Below are 14,760 nucleotides of genomic sequence, written 5' to 3'. Positions count from 1 at the left end.
CGCCCCGGTCTTTCACCGGGGCGTTTTTGTATTTGGACTACGCCGAGGGCAAGTCGCCAGAAATGCATACGTTTCTATCTGTCAATAATATTAACAATCATTCTCATTTATGTAAAAGTCATGACATACACAACTCTCTGAGGAGAAGCAATGAAACTGCCGCCACTGGTTGCACCGGATACGGAACTCTCTGCGGCCGAGATTTCACGCTACAGCCGGCATCTGTTGCTTCCGGATGTTGGTCTGGAAGGCCAGAAGCGCCTCAAACGCAGCCGGGTCCTGGTAATCGGTGCCGGCGGCCTGGGCTCGCCTGCCTTGCTTTATCTGGCTGCGGCGGGTGTCGGCACGCTTGGCATCGTCGACTTCGACGTGGTGGAGGAATCGAATCTGCAGCGCCAGGTGATTCACGGCGTGAGCCGCCTGGGGCTCAACAAGACAGCAAGCGCCGAGGTAGCGATTCGGGAACTCAACCCGTGGATCAAGGTGATTCAGCATCATGAGCGGCTGGAGGCCAGCAATGCGCTGGCCTTGATCGAGGCTTACGACCTGGTCCTGGACGGCACTGACAACTTCGCCACTCGCTATCTCGTCAACGACGCTTGCGTGCTCGCGAAAAGGCCCTATGTCTGGGGCTCGATCTTCCGTTTCGAAGGCCAGGCCACCGTGTTCTGGGAGGATGCTCCCGGCGGGGCCGGTCTCAACTATCGCGACCTCTATCCCGCACCGCCACCGCCCGAGCTGGCGCCGTCATGCTCGGAAGGCGGTGTTCTGGGTATTTTGTGTGCATCCATCGGCGCCATCATGGCCACTGAGGCCGTCAAGCTGATCACCGGTATCGGCGACAGCCTGCTTGGACGCCTCGCGGTCTACGACGCGCTGGACATGCAGTACCGCTTCCTGCCGCTGCGCCGCGCTCCCGGTCGCAAGCCGATCACCGAACTTGCCGACTATCAGGCTTTCTGCGGCCATAAACGCGACATTCCGGACGGGGACGGCGTCCCGTCCATTACTGCCCAGGAATTGAAGGCGCTGCGCGACCGTGGCGAACCCTTCACATTGATCGATGTGCGCGAGAAAACCGAGTGGGACATGGTGCGCATGGACGGTGCATTCCATATCCCCAAGGACGAAATGGCCCGCCAGGAGGTGCTGGCGCGCTTCAGCAAGGATGAGCCAATCATCCTCCACTGCAAACTCGGTGCGCGGTCTCGCAAGGTGCTGCAGGAAATGCAGAGGCATGGCTTCAGCAATGTGAGGAATCTGGAGGGCGGCATCATCGCCTGGATCAGTAATGTCGAACCCCATCTCCCCCGGTACTGATCCGAAACCGGCACCTTCACCAGGAGATAGACGATGCTGATCATTCACCAGCTGTTGGTTGATGCCATTGTCCGCCAGGCACATACCGACCATCCGATGGAGACCTGCGGTGTCGTGGCAGGTCCCGCAGGCTCAGGCGTCCCTGCGCGGCTCATCGTTATGGACAACGCCGCGAAATCGGAAAGCTATTTCCAGTTCGATCCCCATCAGCAACTCAAGACGTGGCGGGAGATGGAGCACAACGGCGAGGAGCCGATCGTCATCTACCACTCGCACACGAGCAGCAATGCTTATCCCAGCCAAGCGGACATCCAGTACGCATCCGAGCCGAATGCGCACTACCTGATCGTTTCCACCGACAGTCGGCATGCACCCAGCCTGCGCAGCTTTCGGATCTGCAACGGCAGAAGCGTCGAAGAAAGGGTGAAAGTCGTCAGCTCATACCGCGACGATGTTTTCAACCGACTGATTGATGCCGGTATGCCGACTGTGGTTGCCTCAGCCTGAATCCATTCAAACAACCGAGAACGTTTATGCAAATCGCCGTCACTATTCCAACCATTCTGCGTCCGCTCACCGGAAGCCAGAAGCAGGTCACCGCCCACGGCCGCACCCTGGCCGAACTGATCGACAACCTCGACCAGCACTATCCCGGCATCAAGAACCGTCTGGTTGCCGAAAGCAAGGCACACAGCTTCGTCAATATCTACGTCAATGACAATGACGTGCGTTTTACCGACAACCTCGACACGGCTTTGCGCGATGGCGACAACGTCACCATCCTGCCGGCGGTGGCAGGAGGCTGATCGAGGGATGAGCACGATGACACGTCCGTTGATCGATTGCTCCTTGCGGGCCGCCTTCGCCGCTGCGTCGCCGGGCTTTGCGGCAGTGTGCCACCGGTTGGGCTATCAGGCCGGCGCACTCGGCATGCGCTGCGAGCAGACCGAAGGGTTGCAAACGGCGAATGGCTTTTCCTTCGACTTGCGGACGCCATTCACCAAGACTGTGCATACCACCTTGCATGGGTGGGGCGAGGGAGACTCCCGGCCGGTCAGCGAAATGCTGTTGCAGGCGGCGTCCGGCCTGATGTCGGTTCATGGTCGTGCCACCGGCGGCGCGCGCCCGTTGGGGGTGGACTATGTGTCCACGCTTGCGAGCGTACTGGCACTGCAGGGCGCCATCGCCTGCGCCGTTGGACAGTTGAGGGGTGGGCGCTTCGAGCGTTGCGATATTTCCCTGTATGCTGCGGCATTGCTTGCCGTCGGCCAGTACCTGGCCGGCGCCACGGCACCGGAAGACACCGAGCACCTGTTGCCGGGACGGCTCTGCGCAGATGAACAGCCACCCTTCGTGTCGGCCGACGGCGTGCGGTTCGAACTGGAGGCCCTGGAAGCCGAGCCGTGGCTGCGCTTCTGGAGCGCTGCCGGTGTTGCGCGGGAAGCGGCCGGCGCGGGATGGCGATCCTTCCAGTTACGTTATGCCAAGGCAATCGCACACCAGCCCACATCGCTGCTGGCTGCTGTTGCTGCCCTCCCGTATGCGCGCTTGTGCGAACTGGCAGGTGAAAGCGGCATAGCGCTATGCGCAGTGCGCACGCTCACTGAGCGTGCCCGCGACCCGGATGCCGTCTTGCTGCTGGCGCAAGGACCATGGGCCTTTTCCTTCACCGACCAGGCTGGAGGCGAAAGGCTTGCGACAAGGTCGGGCAATCTGCCTTTGAGTGGCCTGACCGTCGTCGAATCGTGCCGCCGTATCCAGGGGCCGCTGGCCGGCCATCTGCTGGCCTCGCTGGGAGCGAAAGTCATCCGCGTCGAGCCGCCCGGAGGTGATTCCCTGCGGGGCATGCCGCCGATGGCTGAAGGGCGCTCGGCCCGTTTTGATGCACTCAACCGCCTCAAGACAGTGATCGAGATCGACCTCAAATCATTTGCGGGGCAAGCCCAACTGAAAGAGCTTGTGCGGGACGCTGATGTCTTCCTGCACAACTGGGCGCCGGGCAAGGCCACCGAATTCGGGCTGGCCAAAGGCGATCTGCTCCAGGTGCAGCCGGCGCTCATATACGCATACGCGGGAAGCTGGGGCAGCGACTCTGATGCGCCCAGCCTGCCCGGCACTGATTTCATGGCACAAGCCTGGACGGGGGTTGCCAGCCGGATAGCTGCGGCGTCCGGCACACGTGGTGGCACGCTATTTACCGCTCTCGATGTGCTGGGCGGAGCGGTCGCAGCACAAGGCATCACGGCAGCATTGTTCGGGCGTTTTGTCGCCAATGCCGGGGGCTCCGTATACACCTCGCTCGCCGGTGCCGCCAGCCTGCTCTGCACCGATGTGCTGGAGGCTGCTATCAGTGGCGGGGACGTTTCACCAAGCGTCGCCGGCTGCGGTGTATTTGCCACCGCCGACGGTTTGCTGGCCGTGCATTACGGCTGCGGCCGGAGCCGGACGCTGTTGTGCACAGTCCTGGGACTGCCGCTCACCGCCGACCTCGACGAACTGGTACCACAACTGGCCCAAGCCCTTCTGGCAAAGCGGACCGAGGACTGGTTAGCACTATTCGAAGATGCGGGCGTACCGGCCGCCCGGGTCGTCGAAGACCTCTCCTGTTTGCCGGTAAACGCGCTGGCCAGCCGGTCGATAACCATCGGCGCCTATGCACAGGTCAACTCTCCATGGAGCTTCACATGAACAGCGCAGGCATTGTTGATCTGATCCCGCCCTCGCTTCGGCAGCAATGGAAGACGGATGGCCTCTATCCGGGCCGCTCCGTATACCGCCTGTTCGCCGAACAGGCACAGCACCAGCCGGACGCGCTGGCCGTGCTCATTCCGGGCCAGCGCGTCACCTACGCACAGTTGCACGATGCGATCCTGCGCCTAGCCGGTAGTTTCCGGGCGATGGGGATCGTAGCAGGGGACGTTGTCGCCTACCAGTTGAGCAACAGCTGGCACAGCAGCGCGATCGACCTGGCAGTGGCTGCGCTGGGGGCGGTAGTGGCTCCATTTCCTCCGGGACGGGGTCGACTGGACATCGAGTCGTTGCTCAAGCGCTGCGATGCCCGCGCCTTCATCGTCAATCCGTATTACGCTGACATGGACATGTGCCAGTTGGTGGAGAGTCTGCGGCCGATGGCTCTGTCGCTGCGTTTCCTGATCGTGGACGGTGCCCCTAGGGATGGCTGGCATAGCCTGGACGCCTTGCTTCAGGGGCCGCCCCTGACCGATGAGGAATTGCCCGAAGTATGCGCCGATACCCCGGTGCGGCTGCTGGTTTCCTCGGGCACCGAATCCGAGCCCAAGCTCGTTGCATACTCGCACAACGCCCTGGTCGGCGGCCGGGGGCGCTTCCTCCAGCGTCTGCATCCGGACGGCCCAAGCTTCCGCGGCATGTACCTGGTGCCGTTGGGTTCATCGTTCGGTTCCTCTGCGACCTTCGGTGTGCTGTCGTGGCTTGGGGGAAGCATCGCGCTCTTGCCCCAGTTCGATGTATCCGCAGCCATTCGCGCCATCGAAGAACTGAGACCGACCCACCTGCTGGGAGTGCCCACCATGTTCCAGCGCATTGCCGCCGACCCAGCTCTGGCGGCGGTGGACAAATCCAGCCTGCGGGCCATTGTCAGCGGTGGTTCGGTCATCGACCAAACCACCATCCAGCGCTGCGTCGAGGCCTTCGGATGCAGCTTTGTCAGTCTCTATGGTTCTGCCGACGGTGTGAATTGCCACAATACCCTGGATGATCCGCCGGAGGTTGTGTTCAGGAGTGTGGGCCGTCCCAATCCCACGGTGTGCGAGATACGCATCATCGATGACGAAAGCAATACGCTTCCGCCGGGAGCATGTGGCGAGATCGTCGCCCGCGGACCGCTGAGCCCGATGCAGTATGTCAACGCGCCGGAACTGGACGCCAAGTATCGCGATGAGGAAGGTTGGGTCCATACCGGCGACCTGGGCTATCTCGACGCCCAGGGCTACCTGGTCCTGGCCGGCCGTAAGAAGGACATCATCATCCGGGGCGGAGCCAACATCAGCCCCGTCCAGATCGAAAACATCGCTACCTCGCATCCCGATATTGTGGGTTCGGCATGCATCGCGGTGCCCGACGCCGACCTTGGCCAGCGTGTCTGCATTTGCCTGACCATGAAGGAAGGTTCGCCTCGGCCGCCGCTGGAGGCGCTCAATCTGTATTTCCGCCAGCGAGGGTTGGAGGCCAGCAAGTTGCCTGATTACCTGTGCTTCTATCGGAGCCTGCCGCTCAGTCCGGCAGGTAAGGTGGACAAAAAGCGGCTGGCAGCAGAACTCAAATTCGTGGGATCCGAGGCAGGAGTAGCGGCATGACGGCTATCACCGCTGCTCCCGCCGGGCGTGAACTCGGCATTCGGACTCTGCTGGTGATGGCTATGGCAATGCCCATGCTGTTGCTCTACGCCGTCAGCGCACTCGGCCCGCAACTGGTGCGCGACCTGGGGATCGCCCCGGAGTCGCTCGGCTATTTCACGGTTGGCTCCTTCGGTGTGGCAGCCGTCCTCTCGCTTCGGGCCGGGACGCTGGTCAGCCGCGTGGGGGTGCGCTACGGACTTGCCATGCTGTTCGGGTCGGTCGCGCTTACTTTCGCGCTAATGGCCAGTCTTCCAGGCTTCTACAGCCTGCTGCTGGCTACTGCATTGCTCGGGGTGGCGCAGGCACTGGCCAATCCGGTGACTAACCTGCTGATCGCTCAACGCGTGGCGTCGCAGCACAAGGCATTTGTGGTCGGCCTCAAGCAGTCCGGAGTGCAATTGGCCGCTCTTTTTGCCGGAGCGGTACTGCCCATCTGTGCGCTGCAGCTGGGCTGGCGTGGGGCATTCGCATTGGTGGTGCCGCCTGCGTTGATGCTGAGCCTTCTGGCACTTCGCCAGATCGGACAGCCCGCAGTCAAGGAAGCGGTTAAGGTGGCTGCGACCACCTTGAATTTGCGGTTGGGATTGCTGATGGCTATCCAGTGCTGCGTGGGTATGGCCTTGTCGGCCTTCATTACCTATCTGCCGCTCTATGCTGTGAGCCTGGGAATGGCTCAGGCAGAAGCGAGTTCGCTGGTGGCGCTTTTCGGTGTGATGGGCATAGTGTCCAGGCTGGTGATGACTCCCTTGGGAGCTCGCTTGCGAGAAGAGGCATTCCTGCTAGCTTGCCTCCTGCTGGTATCCGGGATATCGATTGCCGTTGCCCTGCAAGCGGACGCAGCCAGCAGTGCCCTTCTATGGCTGGCCGTGACGGGGGTGGGGCTGACCGCCGTGGCGACCAACGCCATCGCCATGAGCATGCTGATCCGGGACGGGGCGTTCGGCAGCGTTGCATCGACCTCCGGGATGGTGTCGGCGGCATTCTTTGCTGGATTTGCCATCGGCCCTGCCAGCATTGGCGAATTGGCGCGCCGCAGCGGTTCGCTGGGCAGCGCATGGGGAGCCTTGCTGGTGGTGCTGGCGCTGGGTATCGTGTTGTCGTTGCTTCTGGCGCAATTGCGACGCCGCAGAGGCGCCGGTGTACCCGCTTGATCGCCTGCCAGTCAAAGGCACCTTGTCCGTCGAGGAGTGCCGCAACGCGCTGGAAGCGCTGCTCGCAAGAGTGGAGGTGTTGGGGCGGCGGTTTCCGAAGAGGGTGCCGCTCTATGCGCCGGGACGTTCCGACGAATGGACGGTGAGCGAGGGCGGATCCTGGGTCGGCGGATTCTGGGGCGGCTTATGGTGGCTGCGGGCACTCGTCGGCCACGCCCCGGCGGATCGCGAGCACGCCGCAGAACTGTGCCGACATCTGCGCAACAAGCTCGATGTCGACAGTGTCAATCGCAGCCTGATCTTCTGGTACGGGGCGGCGGGAGGTGCCTTCGGCTTTCACGACGAGGATGCCGGTGCCTTGTTGCAGGAGGCCGCGATCCGCCTTGCCGCCACCTATAGCCATGAATTGCGGGCCATACCGTTGGGCGCCGCGATGGGCGGGGGCGTGAAAGGACGCGCTTGCATCGGCGTGGACTCGCTTGCGTCTCTTGTTGCGCTGCTGGCCCACGCCGGCGCGGATGCGGCACAGCATGCCCGCCAGCATACCGACACGCTGATCGCGGTCTGCGCCACCGAATGTGGAGCGTTTTTCCCCGAGGCATCTCTCAGCGAAGGCGGCTGGCAGGTGCAAGGGGAGGCGGGTGCGTGGCCGCGTGGGCAGGCCTGGGCCATGCTGGGACTGGCGCAGGCGGCGGTGCTTTGGGGCGAACCGTATGTCACCGTTGCCCTGGGCGCCTGCCGCTACTGGTTGCGCCGCTGGCCGGACGGCAGACCGCTGCAGCCGGCCGGAGGTGTTCTGTACGACCTTTCCGCCACCGCCATCGCCGTGGTGGCAATGCAGACTCTGGCCCCCCGGATAGCCGATGGTGCCGATCTGGAAAGGCACGCCCACGCCCAGCTTGCCGCCATCGTTCGCAGCGAATACCTCGTGCTCGACGATACCGCGGACAGCTCCTTGCGCGGCCTCTTCCACGGAGCCTGCTACACCACCCGTCCAGGCGTCATTGAACAGGTGGAATCTCTCTGGGGCACATATTTTCTCGCTACCGCTTTGAGCCGTCAGGCCGACTTTCAGGCCTGGCCGAAAATCCGAAAGCCAACGACATGATCGATTTTTCCCTTCCCAACGAAGCGCAGATGCTGATTGCCACGGTGAAGCGGTTTGTGGAGAAAGAACTCAACCCACTCGAAGACGAGATCGAGAGAACCAACGCGATTGACCCCAGCGTGGCCGACGGCCTGAAGCGCAAGGCCCGGGAACTGGGGCTGTGGGCCATGCACATGCCGGAGGAGACGGGAGGCGGAGGACTGAGTACCGTCGAATTCTGTCTGGTCAACGAGCAGATCGGCCGCACCAAGGATGTGCTGGCGCGGCGCGCGTTCGGCCACGTGCCCAGCATCCTTGCCCGTTGCACCGGCGCCCAGCGCGAGAAGTACCTGCATACCGCCATGCGTGGCGATATCCATGTATCGGTCGCGATGAGCGAGCCCGAGGCCGGTTCGGACGCAAACGGCATACGAACCACGGCCAGGCGCAACGGTGAGGGCTGGATCCTGAACGGCAGCAAACACTTCATCAGCGATGCCGATGTCGCGAGCGCCTATATCGTCACGGCGCGTTGTGAGGAAGGCATCTCATGCTTCCTAGTTGACCGCGATACGCCGGGTCTTGAAGTGGGACCAATGCAAGAAATGATGGGACATCGCGGTACCCATCAGCATGGGTTGTTCTTCACCGACTGTCAGATTGGTCCGGAGCAGTTGCTCGGCGAACCGGGGCGAGGTATGTCGCTCGTGCTTGGCCTGATCAATGTCGCGCGGCTTGCCTATGTCGGCGCGAGGGCTGTCGGCATGGCTTCGAAACTGTTGGAGATGTCAGCCGAGTACGCGCAGCAGCGCTCACAGTTTGGTGCCCCGATTGGCAGCTTCCAGATGGTGCAGAAGATGCTGGCTGACATGCAGACCGAAATCTATGCCGCCAGGATGATGGTCCTTAACGCGGCCTGGGAGGTTGATCAGGGGCGGGACGCGCGTGAGAAGGTCTCGATGGTGAAGTTGTTCGCTTCGGAAATGCTAGGGCATGTTGCCGACAGCGCGGTGCAGATTTTTGGCGGTATGGGTTATTGCACAGATCTGCCGATCGAACGCTACTTCCGCGACGCAAGGGTTTTCCGGCTATATGACGGCACCTCGGAAATCCATCGCATCTTGATTTCGCGCACTCTGCTGGAGAAGGGCCCTGCGCTGCTGTGACAGTTCTTCATGGCCTATGACAAACAACACTACGATACGCGATGGACTAACCATTGCTGAACACGTTCAGTCGATGGTTTGAGCGGCCGTACTCGCGTTGAGACGGTGCGTGCATTGAACAATCTACGATCGCAACATGCGCTCGAAGGCGTAGCTGCACGTTGCCTGGATTTGTTCAGGGGGTAGGTCGCGATCAGCAGGAATACGTGCGGCGTCGCGGATCATGTCGTTGACTTCAGCGAATGTCTGCGTGCTGATCTTTCGCACGTCATCGGCCAGACTACCAAGCGCCGGTGCAACTCGCGCCTTCCAGTGTTCATTGAATTCGTCCAGCAGCGCGCCGAAGAGTTCGATCGTGTCGTAGATGTACAGCACGTCCTGGGCTCGTTTGTTCGCCGGTCGATATTGCTGAATCAGGAACTTCTGGACCATGAAGCACAAGGGATGGGCTACCTGGACATCAATTCGCTCTGGCAGTGGAACGCCCTCTTGCTGTCCCAGACTAATGATCCAGGGATCGACCAGAAGGACGTCCAGGTGGCGGATCTTCTGAGCCGAGATCCCTGCCTTCGTCATGGTTGCGTCCGCTTCTCCGCTTCGTTTGCGGCCGCTTCCCGCCAAAGGTGTCAGGAACTCGGCATAGAAGCCGCTGGCCTCGTCGCCAAGCGTGTAATGGGCCGCCGGTGGTCGATGGTCGCCGCTCAACTCTTCCTTGAAGCCATGCTGCAGGAGCGATTGCTTGATGTCTCCCTCAATGGGCTCCTTGTTTGCAAAGGCGAGGTCCGTGTCACGAGTGAACACAGGCTGATAGTCAGGCCGGTTGGCCCTTGGATCTAGTCGGTGGAGACGATGGCCCCAACCGCCGATGAAGATCAGCTGCTGGCGCCAAGCTGCCAGGGCCTGAACCAGTTTCGCGAAAGCTTCTAGATCGTTCATCAGACTCAGTTACCGACGAGTGGCAGGAGATATTTCTTGTAGATCAGGCCAGCTTGTTCAGATCCCCTTGTTGGGTGGTTCATCACGTCCAACCATACTTGGAGGATGTCCGTAACCAAGATTCCGTCGTGATTGACGGCTCCCCTGAAGGTGGATTGCGGAAAAGATGCCTGACGCAAGATCAAGTCTGGTCGATCAGATGGATACGCCATCAACCCTGGCCAGTCCGATGCCCCCACTTTGGGCAGCTTGGGAACATATATATACGGAGGCACACCGCTGACGTGCCCGATGCCCAGCTCATCGGCAGCGGAAAAAAATCCCAGACAAGCGTTTTTGGAATGGTGGCTTAGCAAGCCTCGAATTTGCTGAGCAGCAGGGGCTCGTAGAAGAAAGCGGCATGGCATCTCCGGACACGCGCGCATCGCGGCGGCGCCCCAACGGCGGAAAAGCTCTTCGCGACGAACGAGCTTCAGATGAGGCGATGAGTCGCTCAGATATCCTTCGCTGCGCAGTTGCTGCAGGAATCGGGAAGCGCTCATGGCGGACACCTGCGCAGCGTCGGCCAGGTCGGAGCCGTTCTTGAACTGCTTTTTTGGGGCGTTCAACAAGCCGTTCGGCAATTCCCACGCCAGGAGGAGCTTCAGCATCCACTGGTTGAGGTCCGAGAACAGGTTGATAGCTTGCGATGGGCGGCGGGCTGAGGCGCGGCTTGGCTCCTCTGGCAATCGGTTCAGCTGCTGGAATACCTCATCGCTGAAATATTGTTCGCCGCGTCCCGAGATTATTCCGACAGACACATCTTTCGCGAACTTCTGCGCAAACACCTCCACATGCTTAGCCAAAGACAGAGATGCTTCCGGCACGAAGATGATTGCGAGGGGGAGGGCATTGCCGGACAGCTCGGCTGCAGCTTTGGCTTGGAGAATCGCCATAGAGAGAACCGGCAGCACGCGGTCTGGGCGACCTTCGGATAGTGCCTTGATTTCGACGATGAATCGGTGCTTTCCGTGCCGAATGAGCAAGTCGGCGCTGAGCGAGTCTTCATGCTGCATCTCCACAGACCAACCGTTGGACTGGAAGAAATTGGCAACGTACTGCTCTGCATGCGCTGCATGCCTATTGGATGAAAGAGATGCTGGCATATAAATCGATTCTAACACGGCCAATTTAATTAACTTGGCCGTGTTTTTTATCTTGGCCGTGTTGACCGTGATTTCGGAAAGTGTATGCTACGCGAACTGTGATTGTGTAAGGGGTATCCACTTAGCTCCAGCGTCACCCCTGATGCTGTGTTTCCATCCAGCAATGGTATCTGACTCCCGCTCGTCTGTCTTCTTGCTCACCACATCCGCATAAGTCATGCGTCTTCGTCAAGAGCGAATGGGTAACCGACGGATTGCTTGCTTTACAAGCAACCATTTGTATCGAACAATGTGTACAAACCAAACACCGCGCGGTACGTTTGCGCAGCATCCGTAGCGGTGACGATGAGGGAGAACCGCTTGCGCGCAGGGCTGAGCACTACAAATTGCGTTTATCAAACCGCATCTTCACTGCTTTTGTCAAAAGCGGTGGTCGTCGGTGTTTCCGTGTCGCCTCACGGCTGAACGCAATCGTGTTCCACACTGCATATGGCCCATTTGACGGGAACAGTTGGGAGCGGCTGTGCCAGCTAGTCTTCAAGCGCAAGTTCATTGATGACGGCTACATCCATATTCCAGCGACTCCCGGCGACTATGGTCTGGAAGGCTTTACCAAGACTACGGGATGTGGGTATCAATGCTATTGCCCAGATAAGGTGTACCCGCCGAAAGAGCTTTACGAGAAGCAGCGGGACAAGATCACGACAGACCTGAAAAAGCTTCAAACTAATGAAGCTGATCTGACGAAGATTCTGGGCGTAACCTGTTGGCGCCGACCGAAAACTGAGCCACTTTTGAGGGTAGTGCCGACCCAAAACTGAGCCAGGTGAACAACCTACTCTGCTGTTTTTTTGTGCAGCAGAGGACAAGGAGTGATCACCATGGACATGATTGGCAGGATCCGGCATTTGCATGCCCGGAAGAACAAATCGGAGCGCGAGATATCTCGCATGACAGGGCTCTCGCGCAACACGGTGGCGAAGTGGCTGCACGGGGAGGTGGACGGCCCACCGAAGTACCGGCGCGGCGAACAACCCAACAAACTCACGGCGTTCCATGACGCGCTCAGGCTGGCCTTGAAGGCCGATGCACGTCGGCCCAAACACGAGCGCAGAACAGCTAAAGCGCTGTACGCCGAGATCAGGCGTGCGGGCTACGAGGGGGGTTACACGCGGGTGACCGACTTCATCCGGGCATGGCGCCAGGGCGAAGGCCAGGGGTCTGCGGGCAACGCCTTTGTGCCACTGGCCTTCGAACTGGGCGAGGCCTTCCAGTTCGACTGGAGCGAGGAAGGCATGGTGATCGGTGGCATCTACTACCGGGTGCAGGTCTCACACATGAAGCTGTGCGCCAGTCGGGCCTTCTGGCTGGTGGCCTACCCCAGCCAGGGCCACGAGATGCTGTTCGATGCCCACACCCGCAGCTTCGCGGCACTCGGCGGTGTGGCCCGCCGGGGCATTTACGACAACATGAAGACGGCGGTGGACAAGGTCAAGAAGGGCAAGGGGCGCATCGTCAACGAGCGCTTTGCCACCATGTGCGCGCACTACCTCTATGACCCGGACTTCTGCAACGTGGCCAGCGGCTGGGAGAAGGGTGTCGTCGAGAAGAACGTACAGGACAGCCGGCGGCGCATCTGGATCGACGCGGCCAAGATCAAGTTCGCCAGCTTCACCGAACTCAACGCCTGGCTGGGCCAGCGCTGCCGCGCGCTGTGGGACGAGGTGCGCCACCCCGAGCACACCCAGTTCAGCGTGGCCGAGATGCTCGAACACGAGCGCGCGCACCTCATGCCCATGCCGGTGCCGTTCGATGGCTACGTCGAGAAACCCGCGCAGGTCTCCAGCACCTGCCTGGTGTCGGTGGCGCGCAACCGCTATTCGGTGCCGTGCGAACGGGTCGGCCAGTTGGTCAGCACGCGGCTGTATCCGGGCAGCGTCGCCATCGTGGCCGACGACACCATCGTGGCGCGCCACGAGCGGCTGAGCAACGCGGGCGAGACCCGGTACGACTGGCAGCACTACATCCCGCTGCTGCAGAGGAAGCCCGGCGCGCTGAGGAACGGCGCGCCCTTTGCCGACATGCCCGAGCCGCTGCAGCGGCTGCGCCGAGGGCTGCTGCGCAACCCGGGCGGCGACAGGGTCATGGCGCAGGTGCTGGCCGTTGTGCTCAGCGCCGGCCTGGACGCGGTGTTGGTGGCCATCGAGCTGGCGCTGGAGAGCGGTGCACCGGGCAAGGTCAGCGTGGAGCATGTGGTCAATGTGCTGAACCGGCTCAACGCGCAGCCGGTGCCGCCCACGGCGGCCACGCTGCTGAGAGTGACCACGCCGCCGCTGGCGAACACGGCGCGCTACGACAGCCTGCGTTCGGACACCGTGGGCAACATTGTGGGCGTGACCACCGAAGGAGCCGACCATGAAGACTGACGTGCTGGTCGAACTCAAGGCACTGCGCCTGCACGGCATGGCCGGCGCGTGGGCCGATCTGGTCGAGCAAGGGGGTGGTGAGGGAGGCGGTGTGGGCATCGAGACCTCGCGCTGGCTGATCGAGCATTTGTTGCAGGCCGAGGGCACGGACCGCGCGATGCGCTCGGTCAGCCACCAGATGCACGCGGCGAAGTTCCCGGTGCACCGGGACATGGCGGGCTTTGACTTCGAGGTCTCACCGGTGGACCGCAAGCTGGTGGAGACTCTGGCCACCACGGCCTTCACCGACGAGGCGCACAACGTGGTGCTGGTGGGCGGACCGGGCACAGGCAAGACCCATCTGGCCACGGCCATGGGTGTCTCGGGCATCACCCGGCACGGCAAGCGGGTGCGGTTCTACTCCACCGTCGATCTGGTCAACGCGTTGGAGCAGGAGAAGGCCCAAGGCAAGGCCGGGCGCATTGCGCTGAGCTTGCTGCGCATGGACCTGGTGATCCTCGATGAGCTGGGCTACCTGCCGTTCAGCCAGGCCGGCGGGGCGTTGCTGTTCCACCTGCTGAGCAAGCTGTACGAGCACACCAGCGTGATGATCACAACCAATCTGGACTTCGCCGAATGGTCCAGCGTGTTCGGCGACGCGAAGATGACCACGGCGCTGCTGGACCGGCTCACGCACCACTGCCACATCGTGGAGACGGGCAACGAGTCGATCCGGTTCAGTCGCAGCACGGCTGCAGCCAAGAAGCGTATCAAGGCCCGCGAGCAGGCGCGAAAGAGTGCCTCGACGCAGGCTGAGCCCGACCCATTCTGAGCAAGTGCCGCGCTGTGCAAGCCGCTACGGGCTACGCCCTGCGCGGCTTGCACAGCGCCTTCAACACAACAACAAGGAGATCGCCGAACCAGGACAGCACCTACACTTATCCACAGCCGACCCCACAAAAGTCGGCTTCCACCCCTGGCTCAATATTCAGTCGGCACGGTGGCTCAAATTTGGATCGGCGCGGACAGTTTGTGGACTCCGTTTGGGCAAGTATCGCAAAGACATCCAGTTCGCTGTCCATCCACTCCCTGATCGGACTTGTATAGACCATGAGCTCTTTGACAATAAAAAAGAGACTCGAAGCTCGCCAGTATTCGACAGGGTCCCCTGACC

13 protein-coding genes are annotated in these 14,760 nt (G+C 61.3%); 11 read left to right on the top strand and 2 right to left on the bottom strand.

All coding sequences use genetic code 11. The features are described 5' to 3' along the window. The first annotated feature begins 150 nt into the window (after positions 1-150). From moeB to G7045_RS08345, 8 genes are read left to right on the top strand one after another with little or no spacing between them, the layout of a single operon-like run. A complete protein-coding gene (gene moeB, locus G7045_RS08380; protein WP_166159212.1) occupies positions 151-1,320 on the top strand; it encodes a molybdopterin-synthase adenylyltransferase MoeB in 1,170 nt (389 codons plus the stop codon). Between the two features lie 33 nt (positions 1,321-1,353). Beyond that, entirely contained in the window at positions 1,354-1,827 is a 474-nt protein-coding gene (locus G7045_RS08375) for a Mov34/MPN/PAD-1 family protein (protein WP_166159211.1), read from the top strand. A gap of 26 nt (positions 1,828-1,853) precedes the next feature. Next, positions 1,854-2,126 (top strand): MoaD family protein, encoded by a 273-nt coding sequence (locus G7045_RS08370; RefSeq protein WP_166159210.1) that lies wholly within the window; start codon positions 1,854-1,856, stop codon positions 2,124-2,126. A gap of 16 nt (positions 2,127-2,142) precedes the next feature. After that, a complete protein-coding gene (locus tag G7045_RS08365; protein ID WP_240919185.1) occupies positions 2,143-4,008 on the top strand; it encodes a CoA transferase in 1,866 nt (621 codons plus the stop codon). Continuing rightward, positions 4,005-5,654, top strand: coding sequence for a class I adenylate-forming enzyme family protein (locus G7045_RS08360; protein WP_166159208.1), 1,650 nt, complete (start codon positions 4,005-4,007; stop codon positions 5,652-5,654). The genes G7045_RS08365 and G7045_RS08360 overlap by 4 nt, the downstream gene beginning before the upstream one ends. After that, positions 5,651-6,847 (top strand): CynX/NimT family MFS transporter, encoded by a 1,197-nt coding sequence (locus G7045_RS08355; protein WP_166159207.1) that lies wholly within the window; start codon positions 5,651-5,653, stop codon positions 6,845-6,847. The genes G7045_RS08360 and G7045_RS08355 overlap by 4 nt, the downstream gene beginning before the upstream one ends. Beyond that, complete coding sequence (locus G7045_RS08350) at positions 6,834-7,955, top strand: glucuronyl hydrolase (RefSeq protein ID WP_166159206.1); 1,122 nt, start codon at positions 6,834-6,836, stop codon at positions 7,953-7,955. Before G7045_RS08355 ends, G7045_RS08350 begins: the two co-directional genes overlap by 14 nt. Then, complete coding sequence (locus G7045_RS08345) at positions 7,952-9,100, top strand: acyl-CoA dehydrogenase family protein (RefSeq protein WP_166159205.1); 1,149 nt, start codon at positions 7,952-7,954, stop codon at positions 9,098-9,100. Before G7045_RS08350 ends, G7045_RS08345 begins: the two co-directional genes overlap by 4 nt. A 123-nt stretch (positions 9,101-9,223) precedes the next feature. Here G7045_RS08345 and G7045_RS08340 read toward each other — a convergent pair whose 3' ends face one another. Both G7045_RS08340 and G7045_RS08335 read right to left on the bottom strand, forming a co-directional pair. Next, positions 9,224-10,036, bottom strand: coding sequence for a GSU2403 family nucleotidyltransferase fold protein (locus G7045_RS08340; RefSeq protein ID WP_166159204.1), 813 nt, complete (start codon positions 10,034-10,036; stop codon positions 9,224-9,226). 5 nt (positions 10,037-10,041) lie between these two features. Then, complete coding sequence (locus tag G7045_RS08335) at positions 10,042-11,181, bottom strand: hypothetical protein (protein WP_166159203.1); 1,140 nt, start codon at positions 11,179-11,181, stop codon at positions 10,042-10,044. A 320-nt stretch (positions 11,182-11,501) separates the two neighbouring features. On the opposite strand from G7045_RS08335, the gene G7045_RS14615 reads away from it, so the two are divergent. Genes G7045_RS14615 through istB form a run of 3 tightly spaced genes read left to right on the top strand, consistent with a single transcriptional unit; the run spans position 11,502 to position 14,418 of the window. Then, entirely contained in the window at positions 11,502-12,002 is a 501-nt protein-coding gene (locus G7045_RS14615) for a hypothetical protein (protein WP_205737178.1), read from the top strand. Between the two features lie 60 nt (positions 12,003-12,062). After that, positions 12,063-13,607, top strand: a complete 1,545-nt coding sequence (gene istA, locus G7045_RS08325) for an IS21 family transposase (RefSeq protein ID WP_166156690.1) — start codon at positions 12,063-12,065, stop codon at positions 13,605-13,607. Next, positions 13,597-14,418 carry an IS21-like element ISThsp19 family helper ATPase IstB gene (gene istB, locus G7045_RS08320; protein WP_166156689.1) on the top strand — a complete coding sequence of 274 codons (822 nt, stop codon included), beginning with the start codon at positions 13,597-13,599 and terminating at the stop codon, positions 14,416-14,418. Before istA ends, istB begins: the two co-directional genes overlap by 11 nt. Positions 14,419-14,760: the final 342 nt, after the last annotated feature.

The sequence above is a fragment of the Acidovorax sp. HDW3 genome, from assembly GCF_011303755.1.
Classification (GTDB): Bacteria; Pseudomonadota; Gammaproteobacteria; order Burkholderiales; family Burkholderiaceae_C; genus Paenacidovorax.
The sequence above is the reverse complement of the archived record's forward strand: the minus strand, read 5'-3'. Positions and strand labels throughout refer to the sequence as shown.